The organism is Pseudomonas sp. S1(2024), from assembly GCF_046557535.1.
In genome coordinates, this window is the sequence record NZ_JBKGFP010000062.1 from 1 (window position 1) to 18,172 (window position 18,172).

Consider the following 18,172-nt stretch of genomic DNA (forward strand, 5'->3'; position numbering starts at 1 on the left):
TCGCTACGGGCCTGCTCCCGGGAGTACGCGCTGCAGGCCCCATCCATGGGGCCTCAGCGCTTGACGGGCATCCATGCCCGTCACCTCCCTCCGCAGTCCCTTCGCTCGGCCTCCTGAAGTCGCAATCGGCGGCGCCTGAGCTACCGTGCGCTTAGAAGCAAAAGCAAAAGCAACGGCAACAGCTACGCCGATTCCAATCAGCGGTCCTTGAACTGCGCCTCGCGCTTGGCAATGAACGCAGCCATCCCCTCTTTCTGGTCTTCGGTAGCAAACGCCGCATGGAACACCCGCCGCTCGAAGCGCACACCTTCGCTGAGGGTGACTTCGAACGCACGGTTGACGCTCTCCTTGACCATCATGCTCACCGGAATCGACTTGCTGGCAATGGTCGCGGCCACCTTCAGCGCCTCTTCCACCAGCTCCGCCTGCGGCACGATACGCGCCACCAGCCCGGCACGCTCCGCTTCCTCAGCCCCCATCAGGCGACCGGTCAGGCAAAGTTCCATGGCCTTGGCCTTGCCCACCGCGCGGGTCAGGCGCTGGGTGCCGCCCATGCCCGGCAGCACGCCAAGGTTGATTTCCGGCTGGCCGAACCTGGCATTGTCCGCCGCCAGGATGAAGTCACACATCATCGCCAGCTCGCAGCCACCGCCCAGGGCAAAACCGGATACCGCGGCAATGATCGGCTTGCGCCGGTTGGCAATGCGGTCGGAATCGCTGAACAGGTCGTCAACGTAGATTTGCGGGTATTGCAGCTCGGCCATTTCCTTGATGTCGGCACCAGCGGCAAAGGCCTTGGCGGAACCGGTCAGCACCACGCAGCCGATGTTCGGATCGCGCTCGAGCTGGTCCAGGGCCTGGTTGATCTCGCCGACGATCTGCGCGTTCAGCGCGTTCAGCGCCTGCGGGCGGTTGAGGGTGATCAGGCCGACCTTGCCGTGGATATCCAACAGGATGGTTTCGAATGCCATGCAGTCTGCTCCTTCAAAGATTGCGCGCAATGACCATGCGCTGAATGTCGCTGGTGCCTTCGTAGATCTGGCAAACCCGAACGTCGCGGTAGATCCGCTCCAGCGGGAAGTCGCTCAGATAGCCATAACCGCCCAGGGTCTGCAAGGCATCCGAACAGACCTTTTCGGCCATTTCCGAGGCAAACAGCTTGGCCATCGACGCTTCCACAAGCGCCGGGCGCCCGGCATCGCGCAGCGCGGCAGCGTGCAGCACCATCTGCCGGGCCACGGCAATCTTCGTCGCCATGTCGGCCAGGCGGAAGGCCACCGCCTGGTGCTCGATCAGCGCCTTGCCGAAGCTCTGCCGCTCGTTGGCGTAGTCACGCGCCACTTCGAACGCCGCGCGGGCCATGCCCACCGCCTGCGAGGCGATGCCGATACGGCCGCCTTCGAGGTTGGCCAGGGCAATCTTGTAGCCCTCGCCTTCGGCGCCCAGGCGGTTGGCCACCGGCACGCGCACATTGTCGAAAACGATCTGGCAGGTGTCGGAGGCGTGCTGGCCGAGCTTGTCCTCGACCCGCGCCACCTGGTAGCCCGGCGAATCGGTGGGCACGATGAAAGCAGTGATCCCGCGTTTGCCGGCGTCCGGGTCGGTCACGGCGAACACGATCACCACCCCGGCGTTCTGCCCGGAGGTGATGAACTGCTTGCTGCCATTGAGCACGTAGTGGTCGCCATCCAGACGTGCACGGGTCTTCAGGCTGCTGGCGTCGGAGCCTGCCTGCGGTTCGGTCAGGGCGAAGGCGCCGAGCATCGCACCGCTGGCCAACGGGGTGAGGAACTGTTCTTTCTGCTGCTCGCTGCCAAAACGCAGGATCGGCACACAGCCCACCGAGTTGTGCACGCTCATGATGGTCGAGCAGGCGCCGTCACCGGCGGCGATTTCCTCCAGGGCCATGGCATAGGCCACGTAGCCGGTGTCGCTGCCGCCCCACTGCTCCGGCACCAGCATGCCGAACAGGCCCAGCTCGGCCATCTCGTCGATGGCCTCCTTGGGGAAGCGGTGTTCCTTGTCCCATTGCTCGGCAAACGGTTTCAGGCGCTCCTGGGCAAAGGCGCGTACCGCGTCGGCGATCTGTTGTTGCTCGTCAGTTACCAGCATGATTCACCTCAGTACAGGCATTCGACAGCCATGGCCGTGGCCTCGCCACCGCCGATGCAGATGGCCGCCACGCCACGGCGCAGGTTGTTCTGGCGCAGGGCCGACAGCAGGGTCACCAGGATGCGCGCGCCGGAAGCGCCGATCGGGTGGCCGAGGGCGCAGGCGCCGCCATGGATATTGACCTTGTCGTGCGGCAGGTCGAGGTGCTTCATGGCCGCCAGGGTGACCACGGCGAAAGCCTCGTTGATCTCGAACAGGTCGACCTCGGCCAGGTTCCAGCCAGTGCGTTTCATCAGCTTGTCGATGGCACCGATCGGCGCGGTAGGGAACAGTGCCGGGGTGTCGGCAAAAGCGGCGTGGCCGTGGATCACCGCCAGCGGCTTGAGGCCGCGCTTGTCGGCTTCGGAGCGGCGCATCAGCACCAGCGCCGCAGCGCCGTCGGAAATCGAGCTGGAGTTGGCGGCGGTCACCGTGCCGCCTTCGCGGAAGGCCGGCTTGAGCTGCGGGATCTTGTCCAGGCGCGCCTTGGGCGGTTGTTCGTCATCCTTGATGACGCGCTTCTCCTTGCCCTCGGTAACCTCGACCGGCACGATCTCGGCAGCAAAGCGACCACTCTTGATAGCGTCCTGGGCGCGGGTCAGCGAGGCGATGGCGAACTGGTCCTGGGCTTCGCGGCTGAAGGCATTGGCCTGGGCGCAGTCTTCGGCAAAGGTACCCATCAGGCGGCCCTTGTCGTAGGCGTCTTCCAGGCCGTCCATGAACATGTGGTCGATGATCCTGCCGTGGCCCATGCGGTAACCGCCACGGGCCTTGTCCAGCAGGTACGGCGCATTGGTCATGCTTTCCATGCCACCGGCCACCACCACATCGGCGGTACCGGCCAGCAGCAGGTCATGGGCCATGATCGCCGCCTGCATGCCCGAACCGCACATCTTGTTCAAGGTGGTGCAGGTGGTGTGTTTGTCCAGCCCGGCGCCCAGCGCGGCCTGGCGCGCCGGTGCCTGGCCCTGGCCAGCCGGCAGCACGCAGCCGAACAGCACCTGCTCGACACTGGCAGCATCGATGCCGGCACGCTCCACGGCACCACGGATGGCGGCGCTGCCCAGCTGCGGCGCGGTCAGGCTCTTGAGGTCGCCCTGCAGGCCGCCCATGGGCGTGCGCACGGCGCTGACGATAACGATCGGGTCATTGGCGAGGGTCATGTTCGCTCTCCTTACTTGGCAGCCATGCGCAGTGCGCCGTCGAGGCGGATCACCTCGCCGTTGAGCATGCTGTTCTCGATGATGTGGCGGGCCAGCGCGGCGTACTCCTGCGGGCGACCCAGGCGCGGAGGGAATGGCACGCCGGCGGCCAGCGAGGCGCGTACTTCCTCGGTCATGCCGGCCATCATCGGCGTTTCGAAGATGCCCGGGGCGATGGTCATCACACGGATGCCGAAGCGCGCCAGTTCGCGGGCGGTCGGCAGGGTCAGGCTGGCGATGGCGCCCTTGGAAGCAGCGTAGGCCGCCTGGCCGATCTGGCCGTCATAGGCGGCGATGGAGGCGGTGTTGATGATCACCCCGCGCTCGCCCCCCTCATCGGCAGCCCCTTCGGCCATGGCCGCGGCGGCCAGGCGCAGCAGGTTGAAGCTGCCGATCAGGTTGACGTTGATGACCTTGGCAAAGCTGGCAAGGCCATGCGGGCCCTGTTTGCCCAGCACTTTCTCAGCACCGACGATGCCGGCGCAGTTGACCAGCCCGTGCAGGCTGCCAAAGGCGCTGACGGCCGCATCAACCGCCGCCTGGGCGGCCTGCTCGTCACTGATGTCGGCTACCGCGAAGCGGGCATTGTCACCCAGTTCACGGGCCTTGGCTTCTACGGCCTGGGCATTGAGGTCGACCAGCATGACCTTGGCGCCGGCCTCGACCAGCATCTGCGCGGTGGCAGCGCCCAGCCCGGAGGCGGCGCCGCTGACGATGAAGTGTTTGTTGGCTATCTGCATGATCGGTTCCTTTCAGGCGCTGGCAGGGGTGGCCTGTTGCGCTTGTTGTTTGGCGACTTCCTGGTTGCGCAGGATGAAGCGTTGCAGCTTGCCGCTCGGGGTCTTGGGCAGCTCGCTGACGAATTCGATTTCCCTTGGGTAGGCATGGGCGTACAGGCGCTGGCGCACGTGCTGGCGCAAAGCCTCTTCAAGCTCGGCGTTGCCCTGGTAACCGCTTGCCAACACCACGAAGGCCTTGATCAGCTCGGTACGTTCCGGGTCCGGTTTGCCAATCACCGCCGCTTCGATTACCGCTGCGTGCTCGATCAGTGCGCTCTCGACGTCGAACGGGCCGACCCGGTAGCCGGAGGTGGTGATCACATCGTCGCTGCGGCCGACGAAGCTGATGCTGCCGTCCTGGTTCAGTTCGACGGTGTCGCCACTGAGGTAGTACTTGCCGACGAAGGCTTTGGTCGGCAGGCCGTGGTAGCCCGCGAACCAGCACAGCGGCGACTGCTCGCGGTCGACCGCGAGGATGCCCGGCTGGCCGGCGGGCAGTTCGTTGCCCTGCTCGTCCAGCACCACGATGCGGTGGCCGGGGATGGCGAAGCCGGCCGAGCCGAGGTGTACCGGGTGCTGCAGGCCATGGTGGTTGCACAGCACCATGCCCAGTTCGGTCTGCCCGTAGTGGTCATGGATGGTCACGCCCAGTTCGTCGGCGAACCAGCGGATCACTTCCGGGTTGAGCGGTTCGCCGGCACTGCTGACCACCCGCAGGCGGCCCTTGATCGGTGCCGAGAAGTCATCCCCGGCGGCAATCAGCAGGCGGTACGCGGTGGGCGAGCCGGCCAGGTTGGTGATGCCCAGCTTGTCGATCACCCGTGCGCAGCTTTCAACACTGAACGGGCCATCGTAGAAGGTGGTGGCATGGCCCAGCGACAGCGGGCCGGTGACCGCGTAATACAGGCCATAGGCCCAGCCCGGGTCGGCCAGGTTCCAGAAGTTGTCCTCGGGGCGCAGGTCGATGGCATCGCGCATGTAGCCCTGGAACGCGACGATGGCACGCAGCGGCACTTCCAGTGGCTTGGCCGGGCCGGTGGTGCCGGAGGTGAACATCAGCAGGAACGGGTCGTTGCCCGAGCGCATGACCGGCTCGCATTTGTCTGCGGCTTTGTCCAGGCACTGCTGGAAGTCCAGCTCGCCATTGCGGGCATTGACGGTGATGATGGTCGGGCAGGCGTGCACATCGTCCAGCTTGGCGCGGTTGTGGCTGTCGGTAACGACCACCCGGGCGTGGGACTGCTCCAGGCGATGTTCGATGGCCTTGGGGCCGAACGCGGTGAACAGTGGCTGGTACACCGCGCCGAGACGCCAGGTGGCGAGGATGGTGACCAGCAGCTCGGGGGTACGCGGCATCAGGCCGGCAACCCGGTCACCCGCACCCACGCCTTGCGCTTCGAGCACATTGGCGAAACGGGCAGCCAGTGCCTGCAACTGGTCGAAGCTCAACCGCTCGCTGTTGCCCTCGCGGTCTTCCCAGACCAGTGCGGTCTTGCCCTCACCGGCATGGCGGTCGCAACATTCGACACAGGCATTGAGGGCTTCGAGGTTGCCATGCAGCGCCGCCGCAGCGGCCTGGCCATGGTCGAACGCACGAGCGGCCTCGGTGTAATCGCGCATCGTCGGACTCCTGGTTTCTTGTTTTTGGAGTTGAACCATCGGTCCGACGATGTTCGCGCCGCGCTGGCGTCGCGGCAATGGCCTAAGTTGTCAAACTGGATGACCGGTTTGGCCGGTGGCCATCAGCCCGGTGCGCGCTCCAGGCTGATCACGTAGTGCCGGGTCAGCTGCTGTTGCAACGCCAGCCGATCGGCCTGCAGCTGCGCATCCAGTGCCTGTGCCTGGTTCAGATACTGTGCCTCACCCAGTTCATCGCGCCGTACCGCCAGTGCCGCCCGCTGCTCACCGGCGAGCTGCTCCAGGTCGTTGAACGGCTGCGCAAAGTGCTGTTGCACAAAGCGCTGCCAGAACGCGCGCGTGCACAAGTCGGCCACTACATCATCGAGAACGTCCGCCCTTCCCACGGCTGCCTCTGCCGCCTGCAGCCGATGCTCGCTCAACCCTACGGCGGCCGCCCTGAGGCGCATTCTGGCAGGCTGGAACGGCAACCTGAGCCTGGTCCGCAAGCGCACCCTGTAGCGCATTGCCAACGTCGCCAGTACTGCAGGCTCAGCGAAGCCTTCGAGGTTTTGCCGCTCGGCCTCGACATACTCGTCAAGGCGGTCCAGGCGTTGCAAGGCGCGCCCCAATGCCAGCAACCTCGGGCCACGGGATTGGGCGCTATCGCCTGCCGCGTCGCGCTCGGCATGCAGACGCAGCAGTCGGCTGAACAGGTCGATGGCACCGTTGTCATCCATCACCACATCGTCGGCCGCCAGTTGCGCCTGGCGAGCGAACTCGACGTCTGTCTCCAGCATCGACAGGCATTGCCAGCCCATGCGCAGCAGATAAGCCTTGGGCCAGCTGAAGTCCGCCAAGCCTTGCAAAAGCTCCAGCAGATCGAACAGGCGGGCGTTTTCGTCCCGGGTGCTCAGCCGGTCCCAAAGCTCGCCGCGCCCATGGCTGGCGGAGTCGGAACCGACCCACCAGGCTCGGCCGATCTCTTCCTGCGGCTCTTCCAGAAGCGGCTCCAAGGCATACAGCTTGCCGTAATCGGCCATGGTCAGGCGGTTGCCATCAATCAGGATGCGCTGGCGAAACTCCAGCGGCATGGCCAGCACGCCGTCAGGCACACCCCGCAGGAAATTGTCACGCAGGTCGGCTCGTTGCAGGAAGCCACACAGCTCGAGCCCTCTGGGCCACTCGCTGAGCCCGCAGCGGCGCAAATTCAGCTCGATCAGATGAGGCAGGTGATGGAAGCGCATTTCGTACACCCCCAGCGGGCTGTTGTAGCTCAGGTCGAGGTGGCTGAGCAGCGGCAACCCGTTCAGTGCTTCGATGGCATGGGCATCCAGGCGAATGCGGTTATGCCCCAGGCGCAACCGGCGCAGGTTGGTCAGGTAGCCAAGCCCGCGCGGGCAGCGCAACAGCTGGTTGTGGCTCAGGTCCAGCTCCTGCAGGTAGGTGAATGCCCGCAGAAACTCCTCGTTCACCACCCCGATGGTCGTCTCGCTCAGTACCAGGGTGGTTACGTGATAGAAATCGATAGGTGCAGGCATGACCGGCAACGAATCGGTTGGCAAGTCATTCAGGACCAGGCGCAACCCCTGGCGCTTGCCGTCACTGTCGACCTCCACATGGTCGCCAAGCGCCTGCCAGGCACGCAGCAATCGTTCGGCGAACAGCTGGCGTCGCGCCCGCATTGTGTCACTCGCCGCAGCCGACACCCAGCCATTGAGCGCGCGGTTCAACTGCTCAAAATCGTCCTGAAGCGCCAGGAGCGCATCGGCGACCGGCACATTCTGCAGCAGCCAGCGGTCAACTTGCGTTTCCAGCGAATCGCCCAGCCCCGGGAAGAATCGCCTCAGGCCGGCCCGCAGTTGTTCCCTGGGTGTGGTGGGCAGTGCCGCGCGCCCGCTGAGCAGGAAACCGACGCGGCCATCGGCAAGGCGCTGCCCAGGGTTGAACCAACGCTCCGTCGACGCCCAGCCCAGCATGCGGGCTATTTCCTCATGGGTACCCAGGTACGCCATGAGCTTCTCGCGCAGGCGCTCGGCATTGGCGTTCTCGGCCAGGCCCAACCGCCCCAGCAGGTTGCGCGACTTGAGCGCGGCCAGCACGGCCTGGAAAACGTCCGAGGACGCAGGTGGCTGCATCGCGAGTTTTCGGCCTCGCCCGTCGTACAGGGCAAAAACCCCTTGCTCACGCACCAGCACCCGCTGGTCGACCACGTCAGCAACCGAACCGATGCGCTTCAGCTCCACGGCATCGGAAACAGCTTTTCTCAATGCCAGGCTGAACGCATCCATGGCCTCGACATTCAGCAATGCCAACACAAGCATTCCCGTTTCATCGCTATACGCGCTCGGCAGATAAAGCCCTGCCATCGCCCTGCTCACCTTCGCCACCGAGCACAATGACCTGGCCTGGATGGCCAACCTGTGCGACAGCTGCCCACTGTTGACGAACTGCTGACGGGCCTCGTGACTTGCCCCATCGGCCAGATCGCGCGCATAGGGTTCAGGCAACCCCAGCGCCATCAGCGGCTTGAGCAAAGGTTCCGACGATTCTTGCAGGCGTGTCAGCCGAGCGAACAGCAGGTCGCTTGACCTTGGTCGGTCCGCAAGCACTGCGGCACGCCCTTTTTTACTGCCCGGTCGGGCCTCGCACCAGGCCAGCAGCTGCAAGTCCTGATCGGAGACAGTGTCGCGCTCCAGATCGCGAAAGAATGTGTCGATCCGAGCATCGGCATCGAATGCCCTGAGGGTTTCCCGCAAGCTGGCGGGCGTTCGCCGGTTTTCCACCAGCAGGCCGCGCAGCTCGTCCTCATCGATGCCGGCCATGCGCAAGATCTGCTGCGCCTGCTGGCTATCGAAAGGTTGATTGCGCGGCCAAAGGGTATCGAGCATTTTCGCAGGGTCGCGCCAGCGCTGCGGCTCATCGTGCATCAGGCGCCAGCCACGTTCGCCATTGTGCAGCACGACCGGGCCATACGCCTCTTCGCGACCGGGATGGCGCAGACGCCAGGGACCATCGGGGTCAGGCCGGTGAACCTCGTAGAAGACTCCGTCGGCCTTTATCCAGCGGCGCCCTCCATCGGCATAGGCACCGTCCGCGCCCAAGGTGACCGTTCCAGGTGTCGAGGCAAAGACCGCCAAGTCACCGGCCCACAAGCGCCCCGCCCCATTGGCGAGCCTTACCGGCTCCAGCGCCGCGACGAACGCGCTGCGCACGAAGGTGACGCCCGCCACCGTCGCGGCGGTGCCCGCCAGTATCTCGGCAACGCCCAGCATGTGCTCCAGCGCCTCGTGCTGATGGCCTCGCAACCAGTCCTGCGTGCCCTCGAAAACCTCCGAGAGGGTGTGGGCCACCAGTTGCCCGAGCAGCAAGCCACCCACCACCGGAATGAACAGGCCAGCGAGGTTGAGCACATCGAGGCCGGCGGCCTTCCACGCCTCATGCCGTTCACGCGACGCAGCTTCATCGGCATCGGCGGTCGGCACCAGCAACAGGCGGCCATCCTGCTTCACCCGGTTTGTCTGCTGTGCAGCCAGCGCCTGGAAAATGTCATGCTGCGGCACGCTGCCATCGAGCTCCAGGTCCGGCTGGTCATCCTCCAGTCGGGCCCGCAGCTTGTGCATGAACCCGGCACGCTGATCCAGGCCGATCAACTGGCTGAATGACTGGCGATAGGGTTCATGGCGCAGCTCGGCCACCAGCGCGCGGTTGATCGAGGCATGGCTGTCGAAGTGTCGCAACGCCTGTACCGGGTCACTGGGCAGGTAGAGCACGCCGCCCTGCGTTTGCCCATGTCTGTCGCGAAGTTGAATCCACACACCATCTGCCACTGGGCAACCGAGGGCTTCGAGCAGGCCCGGGTGGCCCGTGAGGCTGGCAGATCGCCGATCCGCGGGTTTATCCACCAGGGCGTGCAATGCCTCCTTGACCGGCTCGGTAATCTCGCCTTTCAGCGCGGCAACCTGCACGGCCAGGCGCAGCCCGGAGCGTTTGTCTTCACACAAGATGCGCTGTGCCGCGGCATCGAATGTGCGGTCCAGTTCCTGCTGGTACAGGCGCCCGGCATCGAGCTTGCGGCACGCCTCGACCAGTTCATCGGTGCCTCGCGAAAGTACCCGTTCCTGCCCCGGCGCGACCAACCCGGTTCCCAGGTAGAAATCGTTGCTGACGGCAAAGTTGCGCATCAGGCGGAGCAAGCCGTTTTCACGCCGTTGCCCGTAAGTGGGAAATGGCGGCTCTGCGCCGGGCGTGGACGAAAAACGATGGGAAACCTCCAGCCACTCCAACTGCCAGAACGCTACGTCGCCCGGCAGCGGCTCGCGCAACAAACTGGCGAATTGCCGTTCGGCGAACTGCTGCGGTGACGGCAACGCCAGGGTGATCCCGCGCAACCGGGCCTGGGTGGCATGATGGGCTTCCAGGCTTTCGCGCAAGGTGCGTATCTGGCTTTGCGTGGCCTGTTTGAGCCAGGCAGGCAACCGGTCACCGATGAAACCGTCGTGCAAGTGGCTGGAAGACGCAGAGGCGGGCTGTGGGGCGTGTGGTTCGCGGGTCATGGCAGGTCCCTGGATGACTGTCGAAAGCCACGCATGGTGTGCAACCTGCCGGTGCTTGCGCAGAGGGAACCCCTGCAGTAGAAGCAGGGCGGCACACTGCGTGCCGCCCCTGAAGGGCCGTCACGGCACCATGAACGCTTCGCGCGTAAGGCGCTGGGCAAGGCTGGCCAGGGCCTGCTCGCGCTCGTCGCGCAGAGCGTTGCTCAGGTTCCAGTACTCGTCACTGGTCAAGGCCTCCCTTTGCTCGTCCAGTGTTTCCAGCCGCAGGGAGAATTGCGTTTCCAGGCTTTCGAAGTCGTCCGCATGCTCTGCCCGCAGTACCGGCAACCAGAAATCACGCTCGCTGATGAACACGATCCGTTGCTCGCCCGCCTCCACCTCAAGCACTTCCTTGAAGGCCTCCTCCAGTTGCAGCGGCGACACGTTGGCCAGCCTGCCAAACTGCATGTGGCGAGGTTGGCCCAACAGGTCCAGGCGCTGGGCCAAGCCGCTGAGGTAGGCAAGATTGACCTCCACCTCCTCTTCATCATGGTTCCCGCGGCTCCAACGTCCGTCCTGGTAGCGGGCGTCGATTTCGCGTCGGGCGATTTTCTCTACCCAGTGCACGCGAAACAGCCGCTTGGCCAACTGCAGGCGTGCCGCGCGAGTCGAAATCGGGTCGCCGCCGCGGGTGACCTGCTCGACATGCATGCGCACCTCAAGGCGGCTGAACACGGTGGAAACGCTGTCCACACAGGTGGTGGGCTCCGCTGCCAGGTCAAACAGCGCCATGCGCGTGGTGGTATCGGCATGGGCGGCATCCAGCATTGCCCATACCCTGAACCCGAGTTCGGCCGGCGCCTTGCTGAATTCGGCCGTGCTCGTCAGTTGCCTGAGCAGCTCGAAGAAAGCCAGGCTGCCGGGCTCGGCATTCAGCGCATCCCATTTCCCTTGCTGCTCCTGCCGCGCCGCTGGGTCCAGGGTCTGCAGCCATTGTTCCCGGGCCGGGGCGTGCCGTTGCGGGCGGGGCGTGGCCAGCAGGCGTTCGGCGGCATAAAGGCGATCGAGATCCTGCACTGGCAGCGCATTGCCCTCCAGGTGCATGGCACGGCGCAACTGCAACGGGGCCTGAAACAAGGCTGCCGGCAACTCGGCTATCTGGTTGTTGCGAAGGTCGGCGAACACCAACAGGCCACACCACTCCAGGCCCCGGGGCAGCGCCGCCATCTGCACCCGGTTCAAGCGCAGGATCCGCAAGCTGGGCAGCCGCTCGAACTGTAGCCTGATGTCGCCGAGCGGGTTGTCACTCAGGTCCAGCGAACGCAAGAGCGCCAGGTCGGTCAGCACATTGGCCTGCGGCTCCGAGATACGAATACGGTTGCGCGGCATCAGCAACTGGCGCAAGGCGGTCAACCGCTCCAGCCCCGCAGGTAGCGCGCGCAAGGCGTTGTCGCTCATGTCCAGGCACAGCAGATCGGGGAAGCAGGCGAGGAACCCCGGCGGGATGGCATCCAGACCGAGCGCCGACAGGGTCAATTCCGACACGTGCGAGAAGTCCGTCCCGATCGGCAATACAGGCAGGCTGCCCACCGGCACGGCGACGATGCTCAGGCTTAGCACCGCATCGTTGCCGATAGCCCCGACGGCGCGGTCGCTGCGCATCTGCCAGGCACGCCGCAACGAATCTGCGACGCGTCGGCGTGCGCGGCTGGCGCTGCCCGCCACCTCTGCAACCCAGGCCTGCAAGCTGTCATCCAGGCGGCGGTATTCCTGCTCGACACGCAGCAGGTTCTCGAACAGGCCCCCGCGCATGTCCAACAGGCTCTGGACATAGCGATCGACGCCGACATCCCCGATACCGGGGTACAAGGCCCGCACCCGCTGCCGCACCACACGCTCCGGCGAGCCGATGCACGACTGGCAGCCACCCAGTGGATAGCCCGCTCGGCCATCGGCCAAACGCTGCATGGGCGATGCCATGGGCCTTGCCTCCCGCCAGCCGAGCAGGCGCAGCAGGGCCTGCCGGTCACCGGGTAGCCAGGCCTGCATCTGCTCGCGGATTCTGGTCGGCGCATCGGTGCCATTCCAACCCTGTCGCACCCGGTATTCCACGGGCAGGCAAGCGGCCAGCACCTCGAACAGCCCCTCGGGGGCGGCGACCTCGCGCTCATCCGGCAAGCCTCTGTCGTTGTAGAGCTGGAAGCGCCCTTCCCGCCTGACCAGCACCACGTCCTGCTCAAGGTCGGTCTCGGCGAACAGCCGTTCCATCGCCGCCCCAGCATACGGGTCACGACGCAACACCAGGTTGAACCCGGCAGCGCCGGGGCCATGCCGACGCAGCAGGGCAAAGGCCAGCGCCACCACTTCCGGCCGGTAACTGCCTTGCAGGTACAACGCTTCGCGCATGCGGGTCAGGCGCGCCAGTTGCAGGGCCACCCGCGCCTGCTCAGCCAACGCCAGCGGCAGACGGGACTCTGCCTGCATGCGCAAGCGCACAGCCTCGGTGGCCTGCTCCAGCACATCGAGGGCATAGGCTTCTGGCAGCGTCGGGAAGTCGCGCTGGATCAATCCCAGCAGCGGGTCGTCAGCCAGGTAAAGCCTGGAGAAATGCTCGAGCATCGCCTCACGCAACTCGATTGCCGCGTCACCGATCGACAGCGCCTGTTCTTCGACGGTTTCATCCTGCAGCTGCAGCCTTTCGATGCACCATTGCCACAAGTCGGAATCGGTATCGGCCTCCCCCGCTTCCAGCCGGCTGAAAAAGGCTTGCGCGCGCGCGTCCACGGCAAAGCGCTGCAAGGTATCGCGCAGCTGCACTGGCATCGCTCGCCGCTCCACCAGCAGGCCACGCAGGTAGGCCTCGTCGACATCCGCGACTTTCAGCACCTGCTCCACCCGCACAGCGTCCATCGCGGCCGCAGCCGGCCAGAGCCGCCCGAGCAACAGCGCGGCGCCCTGCCATTCCAGTGGCCGCTCATAAGCCAGCCGCCAGCCACGCGCAGAGCAGCGTTCCAGCACCGGCCCGAACGCTGCCTCACCGTCGGCATGCAGCAAGCGCCAGACGCCATTGGCGGTTTGCCTTACCCGATACAAGGCTCCATTCAACCGCCACCAATGGCGCTCACCCTCGGCGAGCAAGCCGTTGTCGAGCTCCTTCAGCTGTACTGGTGGTGTAATGTCCTGGTAAGGCGCCAGCTCATTGCGCCAAAGCCGTTGCCGGCCATCCTCGGTGATAATCGGCTCCAAGGTTTCGACGAATGCGCTGCGGGCCAGATGGACACCGACAACCACCGCACCGGTGGTTGCCACGCTGAAGGCCACCTGAAGCATATGCGTCAAGGCCTCATGCTGATGGCCCAACTGCCAGTCACGCACGCCCTCGAAAGTTTCGGTCAACAGTTGCCTGGCAAGGTCCGCCAGCAGCAAAGCCCCGATGACCGGCACGAACAGGCCCGCCAGGTTGAGCAATACCAGGCCGGCGCCTTTGAGCTCGTCCAGGCGCTGCTCCGAAGCCGCGTCATCGGCCTGGGCGGTGGGCACCGCAAGGAAACGTGCATCGGCCTTGATTCGCTGAATGTGCCAGGCGGCCATCGACGCAAAACCGTCCCCCGCTTCCAACACCCTGCGGGGTTCCAGGTCAGGTTGTGCATCCTGCAAGCGTGTGGCCAGGGCCTGCTCACAAGTGGCGCGATCACCCAAGGCAATGCGCCGCACGAATGCCTGCCGATAGTCCTGGTTGCCCATCGCCGTGGCCAGGACGCGGTTCGCCTCATCCCAGTTGGTGAACGCGCGCAGGGGTTGCGCCTGATCGTCAGGGGTGTACAGGATCACTCTTTTCAAGCGCCCAGGTACCCCGAAGGGAAACGTGGACTGGTGGCGGGACTGCTCGATCAATTCAACCGCCAGCGCGCCATCCACCCGGCAGCCAAGGACCTCAAGCGCACCGATCTCCAGCTGCAGCGGCCCCTTGATCACGGCGTGTTCATCCTTGCACGCGACACGCAGCAGCAGCAGGTCTTGCGGATCCAGCTGCTGCTTGATGGCCGCGATCTCGACCGCCACGGCCAGTTCCAGGCGCCGGTCGGTGGTCAGGGCTTTTTCATAGTCAGGGGTCAATACCTGCGCCAGGTGCCGCTGGTAGGCGCTGCCGACATCCACCTGGCGGCACAGGCTGACAATCCGGTCGATGTCTTCGCTCACCACCTGCTCGTCCTGGTGGGCTCCCGGGAGGGTCAAGGCGGTGCCGAGGAAGAAGGACTCGTTGGCCTTGAAGTTCTGCAACAGCTTTTGCAAGGCCGGCATGCGCACGAAGTACGGTTGATAATCAGGGATCAAGCCGGTTCTCACATCCAGCCGTGCGCGTGTTTCGCGCCACACCAGCTTGTCCAGGTCAACCTGCAGCTTCAGCTGGCTGTCCTGACGCAAGGCAGGCTCGAACAGTTGCTTGGCAAAACGGTCCAGAGGCTGCAGGCGGTCGGCGAACCCTGCCATCTGCCGCTGACTCGCAAGATAGGCATTGAAACGCAGTTGCAGCCTGGCAAGCTGCTTGGGCTTGGCCGCCTTCAACCAGGCGGGCAAGCTTTGGGCGATGAAGTCTTCGGCGGGGTGAAGCAACTTGGGATGCAAGGCAGGTTGAGACATCGTCGATTTCCTGGTCAGTGATCGACTCGTCACGATGCTTGCCAGCGGCGGCGGCCGGCAGCGGGAAGGCGTGGTCCCCTAGCCGCCACTGCCGCGCTTGAGGATCAGCGCACGGTAATGCCCGGGGTTGCAGCCGAACCACTTGCGAAACGCCTTGTAGAACGAACTGCTGTCGGCAAAACCCAGGCGTTCGGCGATTTCGCTCATGGCTGCGTCTTCCTGGCTCAGCCAGGCAATCGCCAGCTCACGCCGCACGCTGTCCTTCAACCCCTGGTAATTCTGACCCTCTTCGGCCAGCCGCCGGCGCAGGGTAGAGGGCGACAGGCACAACTGCCGCGCCAGGCTGTCACCATCGGGCCACTGCCCCGGATCCAGGCGCAGCAGGTCGGTGCGAATGCGCCGCCCGAGGCTGGCCGGGTCACGGTACTTGACCAGGATGTTGCCCGGCGCCTCGGCCAGAAAACGCTGCAGTTCTTCTTCGCTGCGCCGCAGCGGCAGCTCAAGGCATTCGGCAGCGATGATCATGCGCGTGCGCGGGCGCTCGAACTGCAGGTTTTCCGAAAACATCACCCGGTAGTCATCGCAGAACGGCGGCTCGGCACAGCGCAGATCGATGGCCAGGATCGGGATACGCCGCCCGGCCAGCCAGCAGGTCACACCGTGCACGATCATCCAGAAGGTGAAATAGGTGAAAGCGCGGCGCGGTGTGTCACGCGGCTCGTTGATGACGATTTCGGCCAGGCCTTGCTGGCGCACCAGGCTTGGCTGCAGGTCTTCAAGCATCAGTGACAGGAACGCCAGCGCGGTTTCCAGGCCAGCGCCCAGGGTCGGCTGGCCCATGCTGGCACGACACATGAACGCCAGGCTGCCGCTGCGCAGACCGCGCGGGTCCATGGCGAAGAACTCATCGTTGCAGCGCCGCGCCAGCAGACGCCAGAGCCGGGCATAGGACTCGGCGCTGACTCGCGCCGCAGGCAGGTGCAGCTGTTCGACGGCGATACCCGCCCGGGCCAGCAAGCCGATATCGGGCTCGCCAGCGGGGCAGGTCTGCAACAGCGCCTCGCGCACCAGCTGCATGGAAATGGTGTCTTTCTCGCTCATCGACGGTCCTGTCGGCTCAATGCCGGCCATCTTAGGCCGCCCCGTTGAAAACAGCCATCACAGCCCTGCCGCCAGGCCGAGGAACGCCTGGATCAGGCGCAGCTCACGGCGGCGCTCCAGGCAGCCGATCAGGTGCTGGTTGACCAGGCCGTCACCGGCCAGCGGCCGTGCCACTACCCGCGGGTCATTGGCCACTTCGGTGGACGACACCACGCCAATGCCCAGCTCCGAGGCCACCGCTTCGGTCACCGCCTCGCGGCTATCCAGCTCCAGCAGCACCCGAGGTTGCACGGCGGCCTTGCTGCAGGCCTTGTCGAAGGTGCGCCGGGTGGTGGAGCTGGGTTCGCGCAACACCATGATTTGCTGGTGCAGCTCGGCCAGCGGCAAATCACCTTCGCCGCTGGCCCAGGCATGCCCCGCCGGCAGCAAGGCGCACAACCGCGACTCGCACAGGTTCTGCAGATGCAGGCCTTTGCGCGGCTCGATCTCGGTCAGCACGGCCACGTCGGCATGCTCGCTGAGCAATGCCGCCAAAGTTTCCTGGGCATTGCCCAAGCGCAGGTTGACGGTAATGCCCGGGTAGCGCTCGCGCAGCAGCGCCAGCATCGGCATGACCCGGTGCGGGCCATCGGCCGCCACCTCCAGGCGCCCGGTCAGCAATTGGCGATTAGCCTCGAGCATGGCCTGCGCCTCTTCGGCCAGCCCGAACATGGCGCGGGTGATGGCTGCCAGGCGGGTGCCCTCTTCGGTCAACTCAACCCGCCGCGCGGTACGCCGCAGCAAGGTGATCTGGTAGTGCTCCTCCAGCGCCTTCACGTGCCCGGTCACTGCCGGCTGGCTGATGAACAGGCGTGCGGCGGCACGGGTGAAGCTGCCCTCACGGGCCACGGCATCGAAGGCACGCAACTGGAACAGGTTCATATTTATCGGCCTTACTTATAGCTCGGATAACAACAAACAATTTGATTGATGACAGCGCCAATTGCAACCTAGGCCCCGTAGTTTCAGCCCACCGCTTGTGAGGAATAACGGAATGAGCAACGCCCCGATTCTGCTGACCCCCGGTCCCCTGACCACATCAATCCGCACCCGCCAAGCCATGCTGGTGGACTGGGGCTCCTGGGACCGCGACTTCAACCAACTGACTGCCAGTGTCTGCGAGCAACTGCTGGCCATCATCGACGGCAGCGCCAGCCACCACTGCGTGCCCCTGCAAGGCAGCGGCACCTTCGCCGTGGAAGCGGCCATCGGCACCCTGGTGCCGCGTGACGGCAAGGTCCTGGTGCTGATCAATGGCGCCTATGGCCAGCGCCTGGCGAAGATCTGCAAAGTGCTGGGCCGTGCCTACAGCACCTTCGAAACCGCCGAAGACCAGCCGACCACCGCCGCCGACGTCGACCGCCTGCTGGCCGCCGACCCGGCCATCACCCATGTCGCGCTGATCCACTGCGAAACCAGCACCGGTATCCTCAACCCGCTGCCCGAGATCGCCCAGGTGGTCAAAGGCCACGGCAAGCGCCTGATCATCGACGCCATGAGCTCGTTCGGCGCACTGCCGATCGATGCCCGCGCCATCCCCTTCGAGGCGCTGATCGCCGCCTCCGGCAAATGCCTGGAAGGGGTACCTGGCATGGGCTTCGTGTTCGCCGAGAAAACCGCCCTGGCCGCTGCCGAAGGCAACGCCCACTCGCTGGCCATGGACCTGCACGACCAGCACACCTACATGGCCAAGACCGGCCAATGGCGCTTCACCCCGCCGACCCATGTGGTCGCTGCCCTGCACGAAGCGCTGCAGCAATACAACGAGGAGGGAGGCCTGCCGGCACGCAACCGGCGCTATGCCGACAACTGCAAGACTTTGCTCGACGGCATGGCCGCCATCGGCCTGCGCAGCTTCCTGCCCGCCGAGATCCAGGCGCCGATCATCGTCACCTTCCACGCACCGAACGATCCCCGCTACCAGTTCAAGGACTTCTACGAGCGGGTCAAGGCCAAGGGCTTCATCCTCTACCCGGGCAAGCTGACCCAGGTGGAAACCTTCCGTGTCGGCTGCATCGGCGTGGTCGGAGCGGATGGCATGCAGGCCGCCGTGAATGCCGTGGCCGAGGTGCTGCGGGAAATGGAAGTGCTGGACATCTGACCCTTT

General features: G+C 65.2%; 10 protein-coding genes. 1 reads left to right on the forward strand and 9 read right to left on the reverse strand.

Features of this window, described 5'->3' with window-relative positions:
* Window positions 1-197: 197 nt before the first annotated feature.
* From ACLCGK_RS17195 to ACLCGK_RS17235, 9 genes are all read right to left on the reverse strand, one after another.
* Window positions 198-971 carry an enoyl-CoA hydratase gene (locus ACLCGK_RS17195; RefSeq protein ID WP_013971834.1) on the reverse strand — a complete coding sequence of 258 codons (774 nt, stop codon included), beginning with the start codon at window positions 969-971 and terminating at the stop codon, window positions 198-200.
* Between the two features lie 13 nt (window positions 972-984).
* Window positions 985-2,112, reverse strand: a complete 1,128-nt coding sequence (locus ACLCGK_RS17200; RefSeq protein ID WP_013971833.1) for an acyl-CoA dehydrogenase — start codon at window positions 2,110-2,112, stop codon at window positions 985-987.
* A gap of 8 nt (window positions 2,113-2,120) precedes the next feature.
* Window positions 2,121-3,314 carry an acetyl-CoA C-acyltransferase gene (locus tag ACLCGK_RS17205; protein ID WP_024086601.1) on the reverse strand — a complete coding sequence of 398 codons (1,194 nt, stop codon included), beginning with the start codon at window positions 3,312-3,314 and terminating at the stop codon, window positions 2,121-2,123.
* Between the two features lie 11 nt (window positions 3,315-3,325).
* Window positions 3,326-4,093, reverse strand: a complete 768-nt coding sequence (locus tag ACLCGK_RS17210) for an SDR family NAD(P)-dependent oxidoreductase (RefSeq protein WP_144171974.1) — start codon at window positions 4,091-4,093, stop codon at window positions 3,326-3,328.
* Between the two features lie 12 nt (window positions 4,094-4,105).
* On the reverse strand, window positions 4,106-5,752 hold the full coding sequence (locus ACLCGK_RS17215; RefSeq protein ID WP_410952522.1) for an acyl-CoA synthetase: 1,647 nt from the start codon (window positions 5,750-5,752) through the stop codon (window positions 4,106-4,108).
* 122 nt (window positions 5,753-5,874) lie between these two features.
* On the reverse strand, window positions 5,875-10,305 hold the full coding sequence (locus ACLCGK_RS17220) for a dermonecrotic toxin domain-containing protein (protein WP_410952523.1): 4,431 nt from the start codon (window positions 10,303-10,305) through the stop codon (window positions 5,875-5,877).
* A 120-nt stretch (window positions 10,306-10,425) separates the two neighbouring features.
* Complete coding sequence (locus ACLCGK_RS17225; RefSeq protein WP_410952524.1) at window positions 10,426-14,925, reverse strand: NEL-type E3 ubiquitin ligase domain-containing protein; 4,500 nt, start codon at window positions 14,923-14,925, stop codon at window positions 10,426-10,428.
* A gap of 78 nt (window positions 14,926-15,003) precedes the next feature.
* Window positions 15,004-16,026, reverse strand: coding sequence for an AraC family transcriptional regulator (locus tag ACLCGK_RS17230; RefSeq protein ID WP_015269649.1), 1,023 nt, complete (start codon window positions 16,024-16,026; stop codon window positions 15,004-15,006).
* 57 nt (window positions 16,027-16,083) lie between these two features.
* Window positions 16,084-16,947, reverse strand: coding sequence for a LysR substrate-binding domain-containing protein (locus tag ACLCGK_RS17235; protein ID WP_015269648.1), 864 nt, complete (start codon window positions 16,945-16,947; stop codon window positions 16,084-16,086).
* A gap of 112 nt (window positions 16,948-17,059) precedes the next feature.
* Between ACLCGK_RS17235 and ACLCGK_RS17240 the strand changes: the two genes are divergently transcribed.
* Complete coding sequence (locus tag ACLCGK_RS17240) at window positions 17,060-18,166, forward strand: 2-aminoethylphosphonate--pyruvate transaminase (RefSeq protein ID WP_410952525.1); 1,107 nt, start codon at window positions 17,060-17,062, stop codon at window positions 18,164-18,166.
* The last annotated feature ends 6 nt before the right edge of the window (window positions 18,167-18,172 follow it).

What these genes read in the sequence shown, in the direction of transcription:
- ACLCGK_RS17220 (WP_410952523.1), bottom strand. Translation starts at nt 10,305, where the DNA reads ATGACCCGCGAACCACACGCCCCACAGCCCGCCTCTGCGTCTTCCAGC.
- ACLCGK_RS17210 (WP_144171974.1), bottom strand. Translation starts at nt 4,093, where the DNA reads ATGCAGATAGCCAACAAACACTTCATCGTCAGCGGCGCCGCCTCCGGG.
- ACLCGK_RS17235 (WP_015269648.1), bottom strand. Translation starts at nt 16,947, where the DNA reads ATGAACCTGTTCCAGTTGCGTGCCTTCGATGCCGTGGCCCGTGAGGGC.
- ACLCGK_RS17230 (WP_015269649.1), bottom strand. Translation starts at nt 16,026, where the DNA reads ATGAGCGAGAAAGACACCATTTCCATGCAGCTGGTGCGCGAGGCGCTG.
- ACLCGK_RS17195 (WP_013971834.1), bottom strand. Translation starts at nt 971, where the DNA reads ATGGCATTCGAAACCATCCTGTTGGATATCCACGGCAAGGTCGGCCTG.
- ACLCGK_RS17205 (WP_024086601.1), bottom strand. Translation starts at nt 3,314, where the DNA reads ATGACCCTCGCCAATGACCCGATCGTTATCGTCAGCGCCGTGCGCACG.
- ACLCGK_RS17215 (WP_410952522.1), bottom strand. Translation starts at nt 5,752, where the DNA reads ATGCGCGATTACACCGAGGCCGCTCGTGCGTTCGACCATGGCCAGGCC.
- ACLCGK_RS17200 (WP_013971833.1), bottom strand. Translation starts at nt 2,112, where the DNA reads ATGCTGGTAACTGACGAGCAACAACAGATCGCCGACGCGGTACGCGCC.
- ACLCGK_RS17225 (WP_410952524.1), bottom strand. Translation starts at nt 14,925, where the DNA reads ATGTCTCAACCTGCCTTGCATCCCAAGTTGCTTCACCCCGCCGAAGAC.
- ACLCGK_RS17240 (WP_410952525.1), top strand. Translation starts at nt 17,060, where the DNA reads ATGAGCAACGCCCCGATTCTGCTGACCCCCGGTCCCCTGACCACATCA.